Origin of the sequence: Amycolatopsis sp. NPDC050768 (assembly GCF_040654155.1) — a bacterium.
Classification (GTDB): domain Bacteria; phylum Actinomycetota; class Actinomycetes; order Mycobacteriales; family Pseudonocardiaceae; genus Amycolatopsis.
Genome location: NZ_JBFAHL010000008.1, coordinates 335,769 through 356,356 on the forward strand (window position 1 = coordinate 335,769; position 20,588 = coordinate 356,356).

The following is a 20,588-nucleotide window of genomic DNA, read 5'->3' on the forward strand; positions in this document are numbered from 1 at the left end:
CGTGGCCGCTCGGTGAGGCCGAGTCAGTTGAAGGAGGTCGCCGCTGGGTCAGCCGGTCATGCCGCCGCTGGGCCCGCCTCGTCCATCAGCCCAGGCAGCCAGTTGCTCAGGGTTTTGAGAAGCCGCTTCTTCACCTTTTCGGTCAGCGACTTCGCCAGCGGATCAATGCAGTAGGTCACCACGGCTTCGTGGCGTTCCGGTGACTTGCAGATCAGCACGGCCAGGATCCGTACCGCAGGCAGAAGCTTCTTGAACCCATTCAGTATTGCCAACGGCGTCAGCGGCGGCTGCAGGAGGCTCCAAACACTCTTGACCGCCGTCTTCACGACGATCTCTTCGAGCGGCAGCCGTCGGTGCTCCTTGCGGGACTCCAGGATGAGCTTGGTGACGCGGTCGGGAATGTCGTCGAAGAACTTCAGGCCTTCGTCGATGACATGAGCGAGGTGGGCCAGGAGGTCACACCAGAAGTGGTCGGCGAGTGCCACTTTGGTCGACTCCGGCAGTGGCCCGGGGTATGCCTTCTTGATGTCTTTCAGGACGATGTCGGTCAGCGCGTCGCCAAGCCATTCGATTTCCTCGACCGTGGAGTCGTGGGATCGGTGCGGCGACCCTCGGTCCTCATCGTCGGGGTGTTCTGGGCCTGGTCCCTGACCTGCGGGTGCGGGCAAACCAGGCTCACTGGGCTCGCCGGCGGGTTGACGCGTCACGGGAGGATTCGCCGGGGGCGGTTCTGGATGCACGTCCATCGGTCGATCTTCGGTTCCCAGGTGGCCTGCCGAACCGCCTGGTCTTTTTGCCGTTTTCCGAAGTTTTTCCTTGGGATTCCGTGCGTAGTCACGGGCAAGCTGCTCGATGATCTCGGCGACGGTGGTATCAATCGCCGCCGCCTTCTCGCGGTACGTGCTCTTGTCGGGACGATTTTTTCTTTCTGCGGCAGCGTCCCACGCCTTGTCGGCGGCCTTCCTCAGGTTCACCCGGTCCTGTGGGTCCGGTGCCTTTGCCAACCTGATCGAGCCGGTCCAGCCATGCTCTGCCCCGCAGCACATTTGACACCGGCACGTACGGCTTCGGGCGCGTTCGCAGCTCGGGTAATGCGCCATTGATCCCCTTCCCGACTCCCCTCGGCAATCATGTGATCGTCCTCGGTTCCTGGTGGTGATTCGTACCGCTGAGTCGGTGAATCGCGCCTGGTAGCGCAAAAATACAATGGCAACACAAATGGCGTAACGTGCGAAAAGAAAAGCCCCGGCGATGATTACCGCCGGGGCTTGATGATACGCGTGTGGGTTACTTCAAGAACGCCTCCACCGCATCAACCGCCGCCGAAATGCCGCCGTGGGCGTGGATTTCCGTGGACAACGACGACAGCCGTGCGGCCATCTCGGCGGAGCCCGCGACCTCGGCGACCGCCGAACGCAAGGAAGCAGCGGTCACCGACGAAGCCGGCAAGTGTCGCCCCACTCCGAGCGTCTCGAGTTGCGCCGCGTTGCCGAATTGGTCGGCGGCCTGCGGGATGGCCACGGTGGGGACGCCGTACCACAGCGCTTCCGTGCAGCTGCCCATGCCGGCGTGGGTGATGAACGCCGAGGCCGCCGAAAGCACCGCCAGCTGGGGGACGCGGGAGTGCACCTCGAACGACGGTGGCAGCGGGCCCAGGTCCGAAGCGGACACGAACGAGCCGATCGACATCACGACGTGCCAAGGTGAGTCGGCGAACGCCTCCAGGCAAGCCCGGTACACGGGTAGCTGGTCGGTGAACGCCGTGCCGAACGAAACCAGCAGCACGGGCTTCCTCGAATCAGGCGGGGTCCACGACTCCGCCAGTCGATCGGGCGACAGGCATGGTCCGACGAACCGGACGTGCGGCCCGACCCGGGAGGCGTGGGGCTGCATCGTTCGCGGAATGAGCGACAGCACCCGCGGCGGGTGGGACAGCCAGGTCCACGCCTCCTCGGTCTCGCCGTTTTCCCGCAGCCACGCGGTCATCGTGCGGGCGTAGTCCACACCGGACGGTGAGGCCTTGATCGGGTCCATCACCGAACTCATGTCCTCGTCGTAGCCCTCCCATGCGACAAGCGTGGGCGACAGCTGCACGGCGGGCACCCCGTACCGGGATCCGAGCAGGGGCGCGCCGAGGCCGCCGATGTCGTAGAGGACCAGGTCGGGGTGATCGTTGTCGAACGTCGACAGCAGTTGCGGGTGTACGGCGATCGCCTCGTCCAGGAAGACGCGCATGGCGTCGGCCGGGTCGTCGGGCCACGCGCCGGCCTCGCCGAGGGGCAGGAGGGTCGGGTGGGTCACGACGCGGGCGCCCGTGGGGGTGACCAGTGATTCGAGAGGCGATCCCACCACGTAGCTCACCCGGTGCCCGCGCCGCACGAGTTCGGCGATGACGCCGAGGGACGGGTAGATGTGGCTCGGTGCGGTGGTACCGACCATCACGATGTGTTCGCGCATGAACGACTCCGTCAAAGGGGGAGGACGCGGCGCGCAAGGAAGACGGCCGCGGACGCGCGGCCGTGAAGAGTCACGCCGGGGCTAAAGCTGCCGCAAGCGCTGGAAGATCGTCATGGCGGCCACCGTAACGGCGACCCGGCGCGGGGACCAACCGAATTTCCGACGTCCACCTTTCGTAGGGACTATCGGGCAGAGCGCCGCGATCAACCGGCCGGGCGCGGCCAAGACGACTAACGTCTGGCGGACCCGACAGACGAGAACCCCGACAGGGAAGGAACTCCCGTGAGACGTGCTGTCTTCGCGGCAGTCGCCGTCGCGACGCTGGCCTCGCTGGTCACCGCGCCCGTCGCGTCAGCGGCGCCGGCCACCGCCCCCGCCGCCTACACCCCGCCGCCCGTGGCGTGGGGTCAGTGCGACAACGCCGGCCTGCAGGCGGCCGGCGCCCAGTGCGGTTTCGTGACCGTGCCCCTGGACTACAGCAACCCGGGCGGCCAGAAGGCGCAGCTCGCCGTCAGCCGCATCAAGCACAAGGCGCCGGACGCGCAGTACCAGGGCGTCATGCTCACCAACCCCGGTGGCCCCGGCGGCTCGGGCCTGACGCTTTCGCGCGTCGGCGCCAACGTGCCCAACCACGCGGGCGACGCGTACGACTGGATCGGCTTCGACCCGCGCGGCGTCGGCTCCAGCAAGCCCGCGCTTTCGTGCGACAACAGCTACACGAGCTTCGACCGGCCCTCGTACGTGCCGCTCACGCCGAGCCTCGAGAAGGCGTGGCTCAACCGCGCCAAGGGCTACGCCGAGGACTGCGCCAAGAAGAACCCGAAGGCGCTGCTCGACAACCTGAAGACCACCGACTCGGTGCGCGACATGGACTCCATCCGCGCCGCCCTGGGTGCCGACAAGATCAACTTCTACGGCTACTCCTACGGCACCTACCTCGGCCAGGTCTACGGCACGATGTTCCCGCAGCGCGTGCGCCGTATGGTGCTCGACTCGACGGTGGACCCGCGCGACGTCTGGTACCAGGCGAACCTGAACCAGGATGTGGCGTTCGACCGCAACATCAACATCTGGTTCGGCTGGCTCGCCAAGTACGACAGCACCTACCACCTGGGCAAGACGCAGGCCTCGGTGAAGGCGACCGTCGACCGTGAGCTGGTCAAGCTCTCGCTCAAGCCCGCGGGCGGCCAGATCGGGCCCGACGAGTTGACCGACGTGATCCAGCAGGCCAGCTACTACCAGCTCACCTGGCTGGACGTGGCAGACGCCCTGTCGGCGATCGTCACGAAGAACGACCCGTCGCTGGTCAAGGCGCTGTTCGAGTCCGACAGCGACAACGGTTACGCCGTGTACCTCGGCGTGCAGTGCACCGACGTGCAGTGGCCGACCAACTGGAACCAGTGGCGCCTCGACAACTGGAAGACCTTCCTGAAGGCGCCGTACTTCACCTGGCAGAACGCCTGGTTCAACGCCCCCTGCGTGTACTGGCCCGCGAAGGCGAGCAAGCCCGTGCAGGTCGACGGCAAGGGCGTGCAGAGCGTGCTGATGATCGACGAGACGCTCGACGCGGCCACGCCGTACGAGGGCAGCCTCGAGGTCCGCAGCCGCTTCCCGGGTGCGTCGCTGATCGCGGAGCCGGGTGGCACGAGCCACGCCATCACGCCGCGCGGCAACGCGTGCGTGGACACCAAGATCGCGGACTACCTGGCGACCGGCGCCCTGCCGGCCCGCAAGCCGGGCCGCACCGCCGACGTCGAGTGCGCGCCGCTGCCGCAGCCGCAACCGGCCCCGTCGGCGTCCGCGGAGGCGAAGGCCAAGGCGGACCCGCTTCCGCTGCTGGGTCACCTCTGACCAGCTGAAACGCCGGCCGAAGCGCCGGGTGGGGCACTGTCCCCGCCCGGCGCTTCGTCGTTTCCAGGGCCCTCGAAAGACCTTGATCTACCAAGTTCGCGGCTCGTAGCACTTTTCATTGCAGCGAGGTTTGTGTTACAAAGTTCCCCAGCAGGTTTGCAACGCAAAGTCGATGGGGGACGGGATGAATGAGGCGTTCAGTCTGAGAGGCCTGACGAAACGGTTCGGGCCGGTGCACGCCGTCGAGGAGCTGACCCTCGAGGTCAGCCGCGGCGAGGTCGTGGCGCTGCTCGGCCCCAACGGGGCCGGCAAGTCGACCACCATCGACATGCTGCTCGGGCTCACCCGGCCCGACGAGGGCGAGGTGCGGGTGTTCGGCGGCGACGCGCGGGCGGCCGTCGACGCCGGGCGCATGGCCGCGATGGTGCAGAACGGCTTCCTGCTGCGCGACACCACGCCGGCCGAGCTCGTCGCGCTGATGCGCTCGATGTACCGCAAGCCGCTGGCGGCCGCGGAGGTCTTCGAGCGCGCCGGCATCACGGACTTCGCGAACCGCCGCTGCGGCAAGCTTTCCGGCGGCCAGCTGCAGCGGGTGCGCTACGCGCTGGCCCTGGCCGGCGACCCCGAGCTGCTGGTGCTCGACGAGCCGACCGCCGCCATGGACGTGGACGGCCGGCGCTCGTTCTGGGCCTCGATGCACGAGTTCAGCGCAGGCGGCCGGACGGTGCTGTTCGCCACGCACTACCTGGCCGAGGCCGAGGACTACGCCGACCGCGTGGTGCTCGTGCGCCACGGCCGCGTGGTCGCCGACGGCACGGTTGCCGACGTCCGCGCCGCCGTCTCCGGACGCGTGCTGCGGGCCGTGGTGCCCGGTGCGAACGAGGCCGAGCTGGCCGCACTCGCCGGGGTCACCACCGCGCGCATCCAGGGCGCCCGCGCGGAGTTGGCGTGCGCCGACTCCGACCTCGCGATCCGCGCGCTGCTCACCACGTTCCCGGACGCGAGCGACATCGAGATCCAGGCAGTGGGTCTGGAAGAAGCGTTCCTCGCGCTGACCGGCGACCAGCACACCGACGAGCCGGAAGGAGCCCTGCGATGAACCTCGTCTACCTGCGCCTGGAGATCGTGCGGATCGTGCGCAGCCCGCAGTTCGCGCTGTTCACGATCGCCGTGCCACTGGGCATGTTCCTGCTCTTCGGCGGCCTGTTCGGCGACTACGTCGGCCCGGACGGGGTGAAGGCGAGTACCACCACGATGATCAACATGGGCGCGTATGGCGCCTTGAGCGGCGCGTTGTTCACCGGCACGCGGGTGGCGACCGAACGCACCGACGGCTGGCAGCGTCAGCTGCGCCTCACCCCGATGCGCGCGCCGGACTACGTGTTCGTGAAGATCGCCTCCGCCATGGCGATGGCCTTGCCGGTGCTCGTGGTGATCTTCGTGGCCGGCGCCCTGCGCGGGGTCGAGCTCACGGCCGCGCAGTGGGTGCTCACGGCGGTGGCGCTGTGGCTGGGCGCGTTGCCGTTCGCGGTGCTGGGCCTGCTGCTCGGGCTGTTCGGCAAGGGCGACACCGTCGGCGCGATGACCGGCGCGCTGATGCTGCCGCTCGGAGTGTTCGGCGGGTTGTGGATGCCGCTGTCGATCATGCCCGGCTGGATGACCACGGTGGCGCACTTCTTCCCGACGTACTGGCTCGGCCGCGTCGGCACGATGCCGGTGGGCGGGGCGAGCGGGCTCGGTCTCGCGGTGGGCGTGCTGGCGGCGTGGCTGGTCGTGCCCGCACTGGTGGTCGTCCGGCGGTTCCGGTTGGACACGGCCAAGGTCAGTTAGTTGACTGCTGTTACCAATCCGACCAGAAGTAGGCGGGCACGGAACTGGACGTTACCGTGTGTGGCAACCCTTCCCGCCGTGACTGTGGTCGGATTGGTAACCAGCAGCACAGTAACTTCCGTGCTGCATAGGGGTCAGCACGGTGGGAGGGCGAAACAAGGTGGATGACGACGAAGAGCAGCCGATGTCGGCAGCCGAGTCGCTGAACCTCATCGCCCGACAGAACGAGCGGACGCGCCGGGAGCTGGGGGCCAGCCCGGCGCGTCTGCTCGGCGTCTGGGCCTTCACGTGGCTGGTCGGCTGGGGACTGGTGTACCTGGCCGACGACAGCCACGCGAGGCCGCTCATGCCCGGGTGGGTCGCGGGGATCGTGGTCGCGGTGCTGTTCGTGGCGGCCATCGCGTACTCGGCCTACTACGGCGGCCGCATCAGCCGCGGGATCCGCGGCCCGTCGCGTCGCACCGGCGCGATGTACGGCTGGAGCTGGATGATCTCGTTCGCCGCGCTGTCGCTGATCAACGTCCGGGTGATGAAGGCGGGTGAGCTCGACCCGCACACGATCTCCCTGCTGTGGTCGGGCACGTCGCTGTTGCTGACCGGCGTCCTGTACCTCGCGGGCGGGATGCTGTGGCAGGACAAGCTGCAGTACGGCTTCGGCGCCTGGATCGTCGTCTGCGGCGGAGCGAGCGTGCTCGTGGGCGTGCCGGGCAACTTCCTCGTGCTGTCCTTGGCCGGCGGCGGCGGGTTCCTCGTGGCATCCGTCGTGTACTTCATCCGGGAACGGCGATCCGGTCCGACGCGAGTGGCCGACCGGTGACCGAGGCGAGCCTGCCGGAGCTCGACCCGGTGATCCACGCCCAGGCCAGGCTGCGCGTCACCGTCGCGCTCGCCGGGCTGCACCACGGCGACCAGATCACCTTCCCGAGGCTGCAGCAGCTGCTCGACATGACGGCCGGCAACCTCTCCACGCACCTGCGCAAGCTCGAAGACGCCGAGTACGTGGAGATCACCAAGGCCTACGAGCACCGCACGCCCGTCACGCTCGTGAAGCTGACCGCCAAGGGCCGCGCGGCTTTCGAGTCCTACACGACGGCGTTGCACCGGCTGCTGGACGCCACCGGCGGGAGCTGACGTGACCCGCTGGGTCGTCCACCTCGACCTGGACGCCTTCTACGCCTCGGTCGAGCAGCTCACGCGCCCGACGCTGCGGGGCCGCGCGGTCGTCGTCGGCGGCACGGGGCCGCGTGGTGTCGTTGCCGGGGCGAGCTACGAATCCCGTGAGTACGGTGCGCGTTCGGCGATGCCGATGTCGCAGGCGCGGCGGCTGTTGCCGCCGGGTGCGGTCGTCCTGCCGCCGCGGTTCCGGCTGTACGAGACGTTGAGCAAGCAGGTCTTCGACATCGTCGCGGACGTGGCGCCGGTGCTGGAGCGGATATCGCTGGACGAGGCTTTCGCGGAGCCACCTTCGCTGTCCGGTGCGTCGGTGGACGAGGTGAGGCGGTTCGCCGACGACCTGCGGGCGCGGATTCGCGCGGAGACCGGGCTCACGGCGTCGATCGGGGCCGGCACGGGCAAACAGGTCGCGAAGATCGGCTCGGATCGGGCGAAGCCGGACGGGCTGCTCGTGGTGCCGCCGGGCACCGAACGGGAGTTTCTGGCGCCGTTGCCAGTGCGGGCGTTGTGGGGGATCGGTCCGGTCGCGGAGGCGAAGCTGCGCACCATCGGCGTGCTGACGCTGGGGGAGCTGGCGGCGTTGTCGGAGCCGGACGCGGCGGCGACGCTGGGCGGCGTGGTCGGGCGTGAGCTGCGCAAGCTGGCCGGTGGCACTGACGACCGGCCCGTGGCCGAGCGTGGGGAGGCCAAGCAGGTGAGCGCGGAGACGACGTTCGAGGTCGACATCGTGGACCTGGGCCGGCTGCGGGCGGAGGTGCGCAAGATCGCGGCGGGGGCGCATTCGCGGCTGGTGAAGGCGGGCCGGGTCGCGCGCACGGTCGTGGTGAAGCTGCGGCACACGGACATGAGCACGGTGACGCGGTCGGAAACCACGGCCTCGCCCACGGACGACCTCAACCAGCTCGCGGCCACCGCCGAGCGGCTGTTGCTGGATCCGCAGGAGTTCGGTGGCGTGCGCCTGGCGGGGGTGGCGTTCAGCGGGCTTTCGGTGCCGCACCAGGACGCGTTGTTCTCGCTCGCCGTACCGGCCGGGCCTTCGCCGGAGCCCGTCGTGGCGGTGGTGCCGTCGCCGGGTGGGTCGGCGCCGGTGTCGTCGAGCGGCTGGCGCCCGGGCGACGACGTGGTGCACCCGGAGTTCGGCACCGGCTGGGTCCAGGGCGCGGGCCACGGCCGCGTGACCGTGCGCTTCGAGACACGCACGTCCGGCCCGGGCGTGGCGAAGACGTTCGAGCAGAACGACCCGGCGCTGACCCGCGGGGACCCCCAGGACTGTCTCAAGTAGACGGAAGGGCCGCCACTGCGAGAGTGGCGGCCCTTCACGCAAAGCACCTCAGCTGGCGGGCGGCAGAGCGCAACCCGGGGTGAGGTCGGCGACCTGCTGACCGGCCAGGAGGAACGCGCCCACACCGGCGGCCGAAGTGTCGGTGGCCTTGGCCGAACCCGGTCCGTCGGTCTTCGGCTGGACGTAGCCGACGAAGCCGTCGGTGGTCTCCGCCTTCGTGGACAAGGACTTCCACGCCCGATCGACCACCGGCTTGAACCAGCGGCTGTCGAGGACACCCGCGTTGACGCCCCACGCGAGGCCGTAGGTGATCAGCGACGTGCCGCTGCTCTCCGGGCCGCCGAAGGGGTTGAGCAGGTTGGCGTTCCAGAAGCCGTCCGGCCGCTGCAGCACGCTCAGCGTCGTCGCCATCTTCTTGAACACGCGCAGGTACTCCGGCCGCCGCGGGTCGTTCGCGGGCAGCACCTGCAGCACCTTCGTCAGGGCGGCCAGCGCCCAGCCGTTGCCCTGCGACCAGTACGACAGCGAGTGCGGGTCGGTGCGCCACAGGCCGGAGAACTCGTCGAACAGGCTCTTCTCCGTGTGCTGGAACAGCTTCTGCATCGCGGCGAGCGTCGGCTCCGAGGAGTCCATCACGCCTATGCGGGCGAACGAGGGCATCGCCATGTTCAGCGCGCTCACGTGGTCCCAGTAGTCCGTGTGCCCGGCCTGCACGTTCGCGACCTCGTCGGCCAGGCGCGAACGCAGGTCGGCGAGGATCGGCGGGTCGGGGTGGAAGTAGGTGTACAGGTCGAGGTACGCCTCGCCCGCGGCCTCGTCCTCGGCCGCGAACGGCCGGCCCGCTGTCGTCGGCAGCAGGTAGTTGTTGGACTCGCCCCACGGCAGGGTCTGGTGGTTGGACACGCCGGTGGTGCGGACCACGGCGAGGTTGCCCACGTGGAACGTCGCGTTCTGCCAGTCGGCCGGCGCGAGGTTCGTCCCGTGGGCGACCCAGTAGTCGCCGGCCTTCACCATCGCGTCGGCCACGGAGCACTGCGCGGCCGGCGCCGCCGGTGCCGCACTCGCCACGGCCGGTGCCAGCCCACCGGCCGTCACCGCCGCCGCGAGCACGGCGAAACCGCGGATTCCCGAGAAACGCATGGGTGCGTCCTCCTCAAGCAGCTCATGGCGGCGGAGGCCATCGGTCGGTGGCCGGTCGATCACGGACTATGGTGTGGACCACTGGGCGTGTCAAGGTGCCGGTGAGCGGTACGCCGCAACGGTTTCCAGCAGCCGGCGCGTCGCGTTCTCCGCTCCGTCGGCGTTCTTCGCCAGCACCGTGGTGAGCACACGCGAGTGCGCCACGAGCGTGCCCGTCGTCGGCTCGGGTGCGGCCCGCAGCGCGGCGACGACCGGCACCTGCAGCTGGGTGAGCAACGCGTTGCCCGCGGCTCGCACGAGGGCGGCGTGGAACAGCGTGTCGGCCTCGGTGAACGCCTCGGTGTCCTCGCGTTCCACGGCGTCGGTCATCAGCCCGTACGCCGCCGCCAGCGCGGAGAGCTCGTCCGGCGCCCGGTGCCGGGCCGCCAGCCGCGCGGCCTGCGGCTCCACGAGGTGACGAAGCTCCATCAGATCGTGCAGCTGCCGCAGCGAATCCGGGCCGCCGACGCGCCAGCCGATCACGTCGGGGTCGATCGCGTCCCACGCCTCCGGTGGCTGCGGCCAGGTGCCGACGCGCGGTCGTGCGGCCACGAGCCCCTTCGACTCCAGGACCCGCAAGGCCTCCCGGACCACTGTCCGGGAGGCCTTGAAGCGGCGCCCGATGTCCTCGGGCACGATCGGCTGGCCCGTGGGCAGCGCCCCTTCGACGATCAGGCGGCCGAGCGTGTCGACGATGCGGGCGTGCAGGCCGGCCCCGTCAGCCCCGACGACTGAGCCCACGTCAGGCCGGCAGACCGACGCGGCGCTCCCCGCTGCGCAGCTGCTGCAGCACGACGGCGACCACGAGCAGCGCGCCGTGGGCCACGTTCTGCCAGAACTGGTTGATGCCCAGGCCCGACATGCCGTTGTCGAGCACGCCGAGGATGAACACCGCCAGCACCGTGGAGACGATGGATCCCTTGCCGCCCTTGAGCATCGTGCCACCGAGCGCCGCACCCGTGACGGCCTGTAGCTCGAGGCCCTCGGAGCCGGACGTCGGCTGGCCGGAGCCGGTGCGCGCGGTGATCAGCACACCCGCGATGGCCGCGACCACGCCGACGAGCGCGTAGACGCCGATGATGTAGCGGTTGATGTTGATGCCGGCAAGGCGCGCGGCCGTGTCGTTGCCGCCGATGGCGAACACGTTGCGGCCGATGTCGGTGTACTTCAGCAGGAAGTGCAGCACCGCCGCGACGATCAGGAACACCCACACCAGCGTCGGCAGCCCGAGCACGCTTCCCTTGGCCAGGAAGATGAACAGGTCGTCGGCGCCCGTGTAGCCCTGCGCCTTGCCGTCGGACACGACCTGCGCGATGCCCTTGTACGTGGCGAGCGTGGCCAGCGTGGCGACGACCGGGTTCACCCGGCCGAAGATGATGATCAGGCCGTTGACCAGACCGCACAGGATGCCGGTGCCGACCGCGGCGAGGATGCCGACGATCGAGCTGCCGGTCGACGTGAAGGCCATCGCCGAGATCACCGACGCGAGCCCGGCCATCGAGCCGACCGAGATGTCGAGCGCGCCGAGGATGATCACCAGCGTCTGCACCAGCGACAGCAGGCCCATGATGGTGATCGCGCTGCCGATGAGCAGCAGGTTGTTGGTGCGGAAGAAGTTGTCGTTCAGCGTCGAGAGCAGCACGACGAGCACCACGAGCGTGATGATCAGGCTGCTGTTCTGCACGCCGATGCCGTTGAGCACCTTGCGCGCGGTGGACACCCGGTGCGGGTCGGGCTGTTCGGTCGGCTGCTCCTGCGCGGGGCTGGGCCGGGTCGGGGTGCTCACGCCCCCACCTCCTGGATGTCTTCGGCGGCCGGCTCCGTCGCCGGGATGGCCAGGGTCAGTACGGCTTCTTCGGTCGCTTCGTCGCGGCTCACCTGGCCCGCGACGTGCCCGGCGCGCATCACGACGACGCGGTCGGCCAGCGCGAGCACCTCGGGCAGGTCGGACGAGATCACGAGCAGGGCGACGCCTTCGGCGGCGAGACCGTCGATGATGCGGTAAATCTCGGCCTTCGCGCCGACGTCGACGCCGCGAGTGGGCTCGTCGAGGATCAGCAGCTGCGGACGGCGGGCGAGCCAGCGCGCGAGCACGGCCTTCTGCTGGTTGCCGCCGGAGAGCTTGCGCACCTCCTGCTCCATCGACGGCGTGCGCACGCGCAGCTCGCGGATGTACTCCGCCACGAGCTCACGCTCCTTCGCCCGCTTGATCACGCGGAAGCGGCGCAGGCGGTCGAGCACGGCGATGGAGACGTTGTCGCGCACCGAACGCTGCATCAGCAACGCGTCGGTCTTGCGTTCCTCGGGCGCGAACCCGATGCCCGCCTTCACGGCGTCGCCGGGTGTGCGGGCCTTGAACGGTTTCCCGTCCAGCTCGAGGGTTCCCGAGCGCACGGGCAGGTCGCCGACGATCGCGCGCGCCAGCTCGGAGCGCCCGGCGCCGACGAGCCCGGCCAGGCACACGACCTCACCGGCACGCACCTCGAACGAGACGTCGGTGACGTCGTCGGTGGTCACGTGGTTCAGGCGCAGCACGACCTCGCCGGTATCAGCCGTCTCGCGCCGCTCCAGCGCGGAGAGGTCGCGGCCGATCATCATGCGCACCAGCTGGTTCTCGTCGGACTCCGCGGCCTGCTGCACGCCGACGAGCTTGCCGTCGCGCAGCACGGCCACGCGGTCGGCGAGCTGGAAGATCTCCTTCATGCGGTGCGACACGTAGACCACGGCCACGCCGGAGTCGCGCAGCCGGCGGATGAGCCGGAACAGCGCGTCGACCTCGTGCTCCGAGAGCGAGGAGGTGGGCTCGTCGAAGGCGATCACGCGCGGCGGGGTGGCCGCGGTGAGCACCCGCAGGATCTCGACGAGCTGGCGCTGCGCGGCCGAGAGCTTGCTGCCGAGCGTGGCGGGGTCGAGTACGCCTTCGAAGCCGTACTCGACGAGCGCTTCGTGCGTGCGCTGGTTGAGCGTGCGACGGCTGAACACGCGGGCGCGCGAGGGCAGCTCGCCCACGAACACGTTCTCCGCCACCGAGACGTGCGGGATGATCTCCGGTTCCTGGTAGATCACGCGCACGCCCGCGGCCATCGCGGCGCGCGGGTTGTCGAACACCACCGGCTCGCCGTCGACCCGCAGCGTGCCGTCGCTGGGCTCGTGGTCGCCCGAAAGCACGCGCAGCAGCGTCGACTTGCCGGCGCCGTTCTCGCCCATGAGCGCGAGCACCTCGCCGGAGTGGAACTCCAGCGTCACGTCGTCGAGCGCGGTGACGCCGGAGAAGCGCTTGCCGATGCCCTCGGCGATGAGCGCCGTGGAACTGGCCATGGTGAGCCTTCCTCAGCCTTCCTCACAGGGGAGCCCGGGGGTGTCGCGTGTGGACACCCCCGGGCCGCGGTCGGGTCAGGTGCAGTTGACGCCGGCCGCCTTGAAGTTGTCCTTGTTCACCATCGTGGTCTTGGCGATCGTCTCGGGCGGCAGGTCCTTGCCGTTCTTGACCTTGTCGACGAGGACCTGGATCGCGCTCTTGCCGACCTCGGCGCCCGAAATGTAGAGCGACGACTTGTTGCCGGTGTCCTTGCCCGCGGCCCAGTCCTTGCAGTCGAGGTAGGCGCCGAGGCCCACGCCGATGATGTCGTTCGCGCCGACACCGGAGTTGGCGAGCGCGGTGACGACACCGGTCTCGTTCTCGTCGTTGCAGCCCCACACGACCCAGTGCTTCACGCCCGGGTTGGAGCTGATCACGGCGCCGGCGCGGTTCTGCGCGTCGACGGGCGAGTTGTCCGTGCCGACGTTGATCACCTGCACCTGGGCGCCGGAGTCCTTGTCGAAGGCGGCCTTGGCGCCGTTGACGCGGTCGGTGCACACGGTGAGGTCCTGCTTGTAGGCGCTGATCACCTTGGTGTCGGCGGCGGACCAGCCGGCGGCCTTGAACAGCTTGGCGGCCTCTTGGCCGACCGAGGTGCCCATCTGCGTGCCGTTGAAGCCGACGAACGCGGCGGCCTTGCCGGTGCCGTCCTTGATCACGTCGTCCGACGCGATGATCGGGATGCCGGAGCTCTTGGCCTTGTCGATGACCTCGGGGCCGATGGCCTGGTCCGGCACCACGATGGCGACGCCGTTGGCGCCCTGCGCGACCGCGGCGTCGAGTTCGGTGATGGCCTTGTTGGCGTCCTGGCCGAGGTTCACGACCTTGAGGTCGACACCCAGCTCCTTCGCCTCCGCCTGGGCGCCCTGCGCCTGCTCCACGAAGTACTGCTGGTCACCCTGCTTCTGCAGGTAGTACAGCGTGATCTTGCCGTTCGTCGGCGCCTGCTGCGCGGGCGCGGCGGTGTCCTTGCCGGAGGAGCATCCGGCCAACACTGCACCGGCAATCAAACAACAACCAACAACGCTCCAGGTGCGTGACCTGTGCGGGTATGTGGACATCGAGTGCTCCCATGGGGGCCGAGGACGACTGTTGCGTGGGCGTGAACTCCGCGTGACTCGTATTACAAGACACTTGATCGGGTGACGTCAACCACGGGATCTGCCGCAGTTAGCGGATGGATACCTACGGAGAGTGATTTTCCGTCTGGTGGTTGGCGGCTAATTATCGTATTTTTTCCCGGCTGACCAGGGTTTGTTGCTCCGCGCTGATCGCGCTGCTGTTTCGGTTGCTGGTGGGTTTTCTTGTTGACTTGGGTTCGATTACGGTCCGTCATGGCAGGCGTTGAGTCTTGTCCGGTCGACATGCGGCAGGATGTGGCCCGCAGCTGGACAAAGGGGGCGAACATGACGCACATCCGCCGCTCGATCGTGGGATGGGCCGGTGCCGTGCTGGTGCTGGCGGGATGCAGCGGGGCTCCTCAGGCCGCTTTGCCCGCTTCCGCTCCTTCGGCCCCTGCCGGCTTGCCTTCTTCGGCCACGCCCGCGTCGTTCACGGTCGTGGCAACCGGCGACGTGCTGATCCACCCCGCGCTCACCGACCAGGCGGAGGCCGATGGTGGCGGTGAGATCGACTACCGCCAGATCCTCGCGGGCGTGAAGCCGCTCGTGTCGGGTGCCGATCTGGCCATCTGCCACCTCGAGACGCCGCTCGCGCCCGAGGGCGGGCCGTACACGGGGTACCCGTCGTTCAGTGCGCCGCCCGAGATCGCCGACGCCATCAAGGACACCGGCTACGACACCTGCTCCACGGCTTCGAACCACACCCTGGACAAGGGTGCGGCCGGCATCACCCGGACGCTGGACAAGCTGGACGAGGTGGGCCTCAAGCACACCGGTTCGGCGCGCTCGGCCGCCGAGGCTGACAAGCCGCTGATCCTCGACGTCCACGGTGTCAAGGTGGCGCAGCTGTCGTTCGCCTTCGGCTTCAACGGCATCAAGGTTCCCGCCGGCAAACCCTGGCTGGCCAACCAGATCGACGCCGACGACATCGTCGCGGCGGCCCACGCCGCCCGTGCGGCCGGCGCGGAGGTCGTGATCGCCAGCCTCCACTGGGGGATCGAATACCAGCACTCGGTGACGGACGACCAGGCTTCGTTGGCCAAGGAGCTACTGGCGTCTCCGGACATCGACCTGATCGTCGGCCACCACGCCCACGTGGTCCAGCCCTTCGAGAAGGTCGAGGGCAAGTGGGTCGCCTACGGCCTCGGCAACGAAATCGCCCGCCACGACGACCCCCGCGGCTCCACCGAGGAAGGCACGGCCGCGCGCTTCACCTTCACTCAGACGGACGGCCACTGGGCTGTTTCCAAGGCGGAGTACATCCCGACGCTGATCGACCTCGGCCCGCCCATCCGTCTGCGGGACTTGAGCTCCGCGCCGCCGAGCGCGCGCGGCACGGAGGCGCTGTCGAACACCGACAAGGTCGTCTTGTCCCGCGGTGCTGCCGACGACGGGCTGGCTCGGCCGGGCAAGTGAGTGGCCCCGTCTGCGTGGGCTGACGGCGTACCCGCGCGCCATGCGCGGCATCAAGGCCTTGGCGAAGGGTGACAAGGCCATGTCGTCCGAAGGTGTCGATCGCGACGGGCTGACTCGGCCGGGTAGGTGAGCGGTACTCAGTCGAGGGGCTGGGAAAGTGTGGCCTTGAGCCGGCGCGCCGCGTCGTCGACCAGGACCTCGGCGCGGTCGTCCAGCAATGCCTGCATGGTCTTGGCCGCGACCTCGGCCGGCCCGATCTTGGGGACGTCCAGCCATGCGGCGCCGTCGGTGTCCACGTAGCCGGCGTGCACGCCCACCACGAGCGTGCCCTGGTCGCGCAGGCCTTCGCGCAGCGCGTCGGTCAGTGACCACTGCGCCGCCTTCGACGCGGAGTAGGCGACGGTTCTCGCGTTTCCCTTCCAGGACGCCACGGAGAGCATGTTGACCAGCGCGCCGCCGCCGTTGCGGGCGAGGACGGGCGCGAACGCTCGCGAGACTGCCCAGGTGCCGAAGAAGTTGACCTCCAGCACCTGCCGAGCGGTGTCCAGTGAGCCGGTGAGCAGTTCGCCGACGTTGCCGAGGATGCCCGCGTTGTTGATCACGATCGTGGCGTCGCCGGCCGCAGCCGCGGCGGCCGCGATGTCCTCGGCGCTGGTGACGTCCAGGCGCAGCGGCGTGAGGTCGGGGTCGGTGACCGTCGCAGGGTCTCGCGCACCCGCGTAGACCTTCGCGGCGCCGTGCTCGACGAGCGCGCGGGCGAAGGCGTGGCCGATGCCGCGGTTGGCTCCGGTGACCAGCGCGACAGATCCCTTGATGTCCATGCCGGTCACGCTACCACTCTGAATACAGATTTAGTACTCAGGTGTGGTCACCGCGCGATGATCTCCACCTCGTCGACGGGCACCTCGACCCCGTCCTCGTCGACGAACGCCACCCGCACGGCCTGCCCGGTCGTCTTCGACCGCCGCACGGCCGACGGCCCGGCCGGTCGCGGCCGGTGCACGTCACCCCACTGCTGCAGCCCCATGAGCACGACCCACAACTCGCTCCCGGCCTTGGTGAGGTGGTAACTCTGCCGCTGCCGCGCCCCGATCTCCTGGTACGGCGCGGTTTCCACGACCCCGGCCTCGGTCAGCGTGCGCAGCCTCGCGCTGAGCAGATTGGGCGCGATGCCCAGTGACTCGCGCAGCTCGCTGAACCGCGTCTGGCCGAGGAAGAGCTGGCGCAGGACCAGGAAGGTCCACCGTTCGCCCAGTACTTCCAGGCTTCGCTCGATGGAGCACGCCGGCTCGTCGGTCAGTTCCTCAGTGGCATTTTGCAGTGGTGCCATAGCGGTCAGAATATCACTTCGCAACCCAGCTGCACCGAAATGTCGGTGCCATGGGTCACGCTCGCTCTGCTTCCTCCGACGGCACGCCCAGGTGGTACCCGAACCGGGTCTCGAGGTCACCGGGCTGTTGCAAGCCCCGGCCGAACAGCTCGCGAACGCGGGCCGTGGTCTCGGGCCAGGTGAGCGTCTCGCCGAACTTCGTCTGGCTTTCGACGAGGTGCCCCACTTCGGGCAGGGTCGTCCGGTTGACCAGGGTCTTGGCCGCGGCGATGGGCCGCCGGTCGAACGACGCGATCCGCCTCGCGAGGGTGTCGACGTACTCGTCGAGCTCGGCGTCGGGCACGGCTCGGTTGACGTAGCCGTAGCGCTCGGCGGTGGCGGCGTCGAAGTCGTCGGAGCCGACGATGATCTCCAGTGCGCGCCCACGGCCCACGAGTGACGAGAGCCGCTCGATGGCGCCGCCGCCGGGAATGACTCCCGCGCCGACCTCGGGCTGTCCCAGGACGGCCCTTTCCTTGCTGGCGAAGCGCAGGTCGCACGCGAGGGCGAACTCGCTGCCGATCCCGCGGGCGCGGCCACGGATCTTCGCGATGCTGATCACCGGCGACGTGGTGAGCCGGGTCGTGATGTCGAGCCCCGTGGGCAGCCCGGTCGGGCCCTGGGCGCGAGCCACTTCGGTCGACGCGCCGCTCATGTCGAAGTGCGCGAGGAAGAAGTCTTCGACGTCGCTGTCGAACACCACGACTCTGAGTTCGTCGCTCGCTTCCATTCTGTCGAGCAGCCCCTGTAGGGCGATCATGATCGCCGAATCGAAGACGTTCAGGGGCCCGTTGGTGAAGGTCGCCCGCCAGTAGGTGGGAGAGACCTCGGTGATCCGCAGTGCTTCATGAGGTTCGGTCATGTGCTTGACGGTAGCACCTGAATACAGATTTGCAATTCAGGCGTGCTGTAACGGCTCGGCAGCGCACGGGAACGGCGCGCTCGTGTCCTGGGGGAGGGACACGAGCGCGCCAGGTCGGTCACCGCGGCTCAGTGGTCCCGGCGGGTGATGTGGTGGGCTAGCAACGTGAGTTCCGCCGCGGGGCGCGGCGCCGGCGTCGTGGAGGCCAGCGAAGCCAATGCCGAAGCCAGCAACCGCGCAGCCTCCGAAGAGCTCCACGAACGCCCACCCGCCGAGTCGACCAAAACGGCCGCCTGGGCCAGCTCCCCAGCCGACAGCGGAGCGTCCTGCCGATACAACTCGGCCAGCTCCCGGCCGGCCGGGGTCTCCGAGGCCAAAGCCGCCACCACCGGCAGCGACTTCTTCCGGTTCTGCAGATCCGAGTAAACCGGCTTCCCCGTCACGGCCGGGTCGCCCCAGATGCCGAGGAGGTCGTCGACGTGCTGGAACGCCAGGCCGAGCGAGCGGCCGAACGCGCCGAGTTCCGAGACGTGCGTGCCGCGGCCGCCGACGACCAGCACGCCCAGGGTGCAGGCGGCACCCAGAAGCGCGCCGGTCTTGCCCTCGGCCATGCGGATGCAGGAGGACCGGTCCACGGACGTTCGTCGTTCGAAGGCCAGGTCCTCGTTCTGGCCGTGCAACAGATCGAGCACCGCCGTGCTCAGGACGCGAGCAGCGGCGGGACCGTCCGTGGCCAGGACGTCGAAGGCCAACGTCAACAACGCATCGCCCGCGAGGATGGCCGGGCTGGTGCCGAATACGGTCCACGCGGTCGCCCGGTGGCGGCGGGTTTCGTCGCCGTCCATGACGTCGTCGTGGAGCAGCGAGAAGTTGTGCACCAGCTCCACCGCCACGGCGGCGGCGATCGCGTCGGCCGGATCGCCGCCGGCCGCCTCGGCGGACAGCAGCACCAACGCCGGCCGCAGGGCCTTGCCGGCCGGTACGGCCGACTCGGCGCCCGAAGCGTCCCACCAGCCGAAGTGGTAGCCGGCGATGCGGCGCATCGAGTCGGGTAGCCGGTCGACCGCCGCGCGCATCGCCGGTTCCCACAGGTCCCGGCTCCACGCCAGCACCTCCGGCACCGTCCGCGCCCGGGCGTCCACTGTGGTCATACATCCCCTCCGAAAAAGAAGCTCAGCGCCCGATCTCGACGTCGTCGAGCACTCCCAGCGCGTCCGGCACCAGCACCGCGGCCGAGTGGTACGCACTGACCAAGTAGGACGTCACGGCCCGGTCGCTGATGCCCATGAACCGCACGTTCAGCCCCGGCTGGTACTCGTCCGGCAACGCCGCCGGGCGCAGCCCGATCACGCCCGCGTCCTCCTCGCCAGTACGCATGACGAGGATCGAGGTCGTGCCCTGCGGCGAGATCGGGATCTTGTCGCACGGCAGCAGCGGCACCCCGCGCCACGTCGTGACCCGGCGTCCGTCGAGCATCGAGTTGGCCGGGTAGAGGCCCCGCGCCGTGCACTCGCGCCCGAACGCGGCGATCGCCTTGGGGTGCGCCAGGAAGAAGCGCGACTTGCGCCGACGGCACAGGAGCTCGTCGAGGTCGTCGGGCGTCGGCGGGCCGCTGCGCGTGGTCACGCGCTGGCCGAGGTCCGCGTTGTGCAGCAGCCCGAAGTCGGTGCTGTTCACCAGCTCGTGCTCCTGGCGCTCCCGCAACGCCTCCACGGTGAGCCGCAGCTGCTGCTCCAGCTGGTTCATCGGCTGGTTGTAGAGGTCGGTCACGCGGTTGTGCGTGTGCAGGATCGTCTGCGCGATCGCGAGCTCGTACTCCCGCGGCGCCGGGTCGTAGTCGACGTACGTGCCCGGCAGCGCGACCTCGCCGTCGTGCCCGGCGGACAGGTCGATGCTCGCCTCGCCGGCCTTGTTGTGCTCGCGGCCCGGGCTCGCCAGCACGTCACTGATGTGCGAGCGCAGGCTTTCGACGCGACCGTTGAGCCGCGCGAACGCCTCCGCCGGCAGCGCCAGCACGATGCACCGCGTGGCCGCCTTGGCGGTGAAGGTCCAGTTCCCCGCTGAGCCGCCCAGCAGTTCGGCGCCGAAGTGGTCGCCCGCGGTGAGCGTGCCGAGGTGCGCCTCCTCGCCGTAGGAACCGGGTGCGGTGCGCGAAACCTTGCCGAACGCCAGCAGCGCCACCGAGTCGAGCGGCGAACCCGCCGTCACGATCGTGTCGCCCGGCTCGTACTCGCGCTGCTCGAAGCGCTCGGCCAAGGCCGACAACGCGTCGGCGTCGGCGAACCCGCGCAGCAGCGGCAGTTCCGCCAGCTCCGCGGGGACCACCTGCACCCGCGCGCCGGTGTTGAAGAAGCTCACCCGGCCGTCGCCGACGGTGTAGGTCAGCCGGCGGTTCACGCGGTACGAACCGGCCGGCACCTCCACCCACGGCAGCTGCGACAGCAGCCAGCGCGGGGTGATGCCGCGCATCTGCGGCAGCGACTTGGTGGTGGTGGCCAGGGTCCGGGCCGCGCGCGTGGAAAGGGAAAGCGGCGGCTCTTCGGTCACGGTCATGTGGTTCCTCGCTTGGTGGGCTCAGCTTCTCCAGGTCGCTGGGACGCGGGTCTCGGCACGATCCGCAGCGCGCTCGTGCCCAGGCCCGTCGGCCCGAACGCCGACAGGGGCAGCGGCGCCGGCCCGGGCCGCGCGGG

General features: G+C 69.5%; 19 protein-coding genes. 7 read left to right on the plus strand and 12 right to left on the minus strand.

The features are described from left to right. Window positions 1-56: 56 nt before the first annotated feature. Together AB0H62_RS25245 and AB0H62_RS25250 are read right to left on the minus strand one after the other, a co-directional pair. Window positions 57-974 (minus strand): hypothetical protein, encoded by a 918-nt coding sequence (locus AB0H62_RS25245; protein ID WP_360588536.1) that lies wholly within the window; start codon window positions 972-974, stop codon window positions 57-59. A 313-nt stretch (window positions 975-1,287) separates the two neighbouring features. Further along, window positions 1,288-2,457, minus strand: coding sequence for a macrolide family glycosyltransferase (locus AB0H62_RS25250; RefSeq protein WP_360588538.1), 1,170 nt, complete (start codon window positions 2,455-2,457; stop codon window positions 1,288-1,290). 282 nt (window positions 2,458-2,739) lie between these two features. On the opposite strand from AB0H62_RS25250, the gene AB0H62_RS25255 reads away from it, so the two are divergent. The 6 genes from AB0H62_RS25255 to AB0H62_RS25280 all read left to right on the plus strand — a co-directional run bounded on the left by AB0H62_RS25255 (window position 2,740) and on the right by AB0H62_RS25280 (window position 8,593). Next, window positions 2,740-4,308, plus strand: coding sequence for an alpha/beta hydrolase (locus AB0H62_RS25255; protein ID WP_360588540.1), 1,569 nt, complete (start codon window positions 2,740-2,742; stop codon window positions 4,306-4,308). A gap of 184 nt (window positions 4,309-4,492) precedes the next feature. Then, window positions 4,493-5,407, plus strand: coding sequence for an ABC transporter ATP-binding protein (locus AB0H62_RS25260; RefSeq protein WP_360588542.1), 915 nt, complete (start codon window positions 4,493-4,495; stop codon window positions 5,405-5,407). Then, window positions 5,404-6,138, plus strand: coding sequence for an ABC transporter permease (locus tag AB0H62_RS25265; protein ID WP_360588544.1), 735 nt, complete (start codon window positions 5,404-5,406; stop codon window positions 6,136-6,138). The genes AB0H62_RS25260 and AB0H62_RS25265 overlap by 4 nt, the downstream gene beginning before the upstream one ends. A gap of 184 nt (window positions 6,139-6,322) precedes the next feature. Further along, window positions 6,323-6,955, plus strand: a complete 633-nt coding sequence (locus tag AB0H62_RS25270; RefSeq protein WP_360588636.1) for a hypothetical protein — start codon at window positions 6,323-6,325, stop codon at window positions 6,953-6,955. Further along, window positions 6,952-7,269 (plus strand): transcriptional regulator, encoded by a 318-nt coding sequence (locus AB0H62_RS25275; RefSeq protein WP_220246822.1) that lies wholly within the window; start codon window positions 6,952-6,954, stop codon window positions 7,267-7,269. The genes AB0H62_RS25270 and AB0H62_RS25275 overlap by 4 nt, the downstream gene beginning before the upstream one ends. A gap of 1 nt (window position 7,270) precedes the next feature. Beyond that, window positions 7,271-8,593, plus strand: a complete 1,323-nt coding sequence (locus AB0H62_RS25280; RefSeq protein WP_360588546.1) for a DNA polymerase IV — start codon at window positions 7,271-7,273, stop codon at window positions 8,591-8,593. Window positions 8,594-8,641: 48 nt separating this feature from the next. Here AB0H62_RS25280 and AB0H62_RS25285 read toward each other — a convergent pair whose 3' ends face one another. The 5 genes from AB0H62_RS25285 to AB0H62_RS25305 form a co-directional block, all read right to left on the minus strand. Next, the gene (locus AB0H62_RS25285; RefSeq protein ID WP_360588549.1) at window positions 8,642-9,733 is read right to left on the minus strand and encodes a glycoside hydrolase family 88 protein; all 1,092 of its coding nucleotides are present in this window, start codon (window positions 9,731-9,733) and stop codon (window positions 8,642-8,644) included. A 90-nt stretch (window positions 9,734-9,823) separates the two neighbouring features. Then, a complete protein-coding gene (locus AB0H62_RS25290) occupies window positions 9,824-10,513 on the minus strand; it encodes an FCD domain-containing protein (RefSeq protein WP_360588551.1) in 690 nt (229 codons plus the stop codon). Between the two features lies 1 nt (window position 10,514). Beyond that, the gene (locus tag AB0H62_RS25295) at window positions 10,515-11,558 is read right to left on the minus strand and encodes an ABC transporter permease (protein ID WP_255638722.1); all 1,044 of its coding nucleotides are present in this window, start codon (window positions 11,556-11,558) and stop codon (window positions 10,515-10,517) included. Further along, on the minus strand, window positions 11,555-13,090 hold the full coding sequence (locus AB0H62_RS25300) for a sugar ABC transporter ATP-binding protein (protein WP_220246825.1): 1,536 nt from the start codon (window positions 13,088-13,090) through the stop codon (window positions 11,555-11,557). The genes AB0H62_RS25295 and AB0H62_RS25300 overlap by 4 nt, the downstream gene beginning before the upstream one ends. Before the next feature lie 75 nt (window positions 13,091-13,165). After that, on the minus strand, window positions 13,166-14,125 hold the full coding sequence (locus AB0H62_RS25305; protein ID WP_255638723.1) for a substrate-binding domain-containing protein: 960 nt from the start codon (window positions 14,123-14,125) through the stop codon (window positions 13,166-13,168). 411 nt (window positions 14,126-14,536) lie between these two features. Here AB0H62_RS25305 and AB0H62_RS25310 point away from each other — a divergent pair, with 411 nt between their 5' ends. Next, a complete protein-coding gene (locus tag AB0H62_RS25310) occupies window positions 14,537-15,667 on the plus strand; it encodes a CapA family protein (protein ID WP_220246827.1) in 1,131 nt (376 codons plus the stop codon). 137 nt (window positions 15,668-15,804) lie between these two features. Here AB0H62_RS25310 and AB0H62_RS25315 read toward each other — a convergent pair whose 3' ends face one another. The 5 genes from AB0H62_RS25315 to AB0H62_RS25335 form a co-directional block, all read right to left on the minus strand. After that, window positions 15,805-16,488 (minus strand): SDR family oxidoreductase, encoded by a 684-nt coding sequence (locus AB0H62_RS25315; protein WP_360588554.1) that lies wholly within the window; start codon window positions 16,486-16,488, stop codon window positions 15,805-15,807. A 47-nt stretch (window positions 16,489-16,535) separates the two neighbouring features. Next, window positions 16,536-16,997, minus strand: coding sequence for a helix-turn-helix domain-containing protein (locus tag AB0H62_RS25320; RefSeq protein WP_360588556.1), 462 nt, complete (start codon window positions 16,995-16,997; stop codon window positions 16,536-16,538). A 55-nt stretch (window positions 16,998-17,052) separates the two neighbouring features. Then, window positions 17,053-17,898 carry an enoyl-CoA hydratase/isomerase family protein gene (locus AB0H62_RS25325; protein WP_360588558.1) on the minus strand — a complete coding sequence of 282 codons (846 nt, stop codon included), beginning with the start codon at window positions 17,896-17,898 and terminating at the stop codon, window positions 17,053-17,055. A 128-nt stretch (window positions 17,899-18,026) separates the two neighbouring features. Further along, complete coding sequence (locus AB0H62_RS25330; protein WP_360588560.1) at window positions 18,027-19,049, minus strand: family 2 encapsulin nanocompartment cargo protein polyprenyl transferase; 1,023 nt, start codon at window positions 19,047-19,049, stop codon at window positions 18,027-18,029. A gap of 22 nt (window positions 19,050-19,071) precedes the next feature. Beyond that, a complete protein-coding gene (locus tag AB0H62_RS25335) occupies window positions 19,072-20,451 on the minus strand; it encodes a family 2B encapsulin nanocompartment shell protein (protein ID WP_220246832.1) in 1,380 nt (459 codons plus the stop codon). Between the last annotated feature and the right edge of the window lie 137 nt (window positions 20,452-20,588).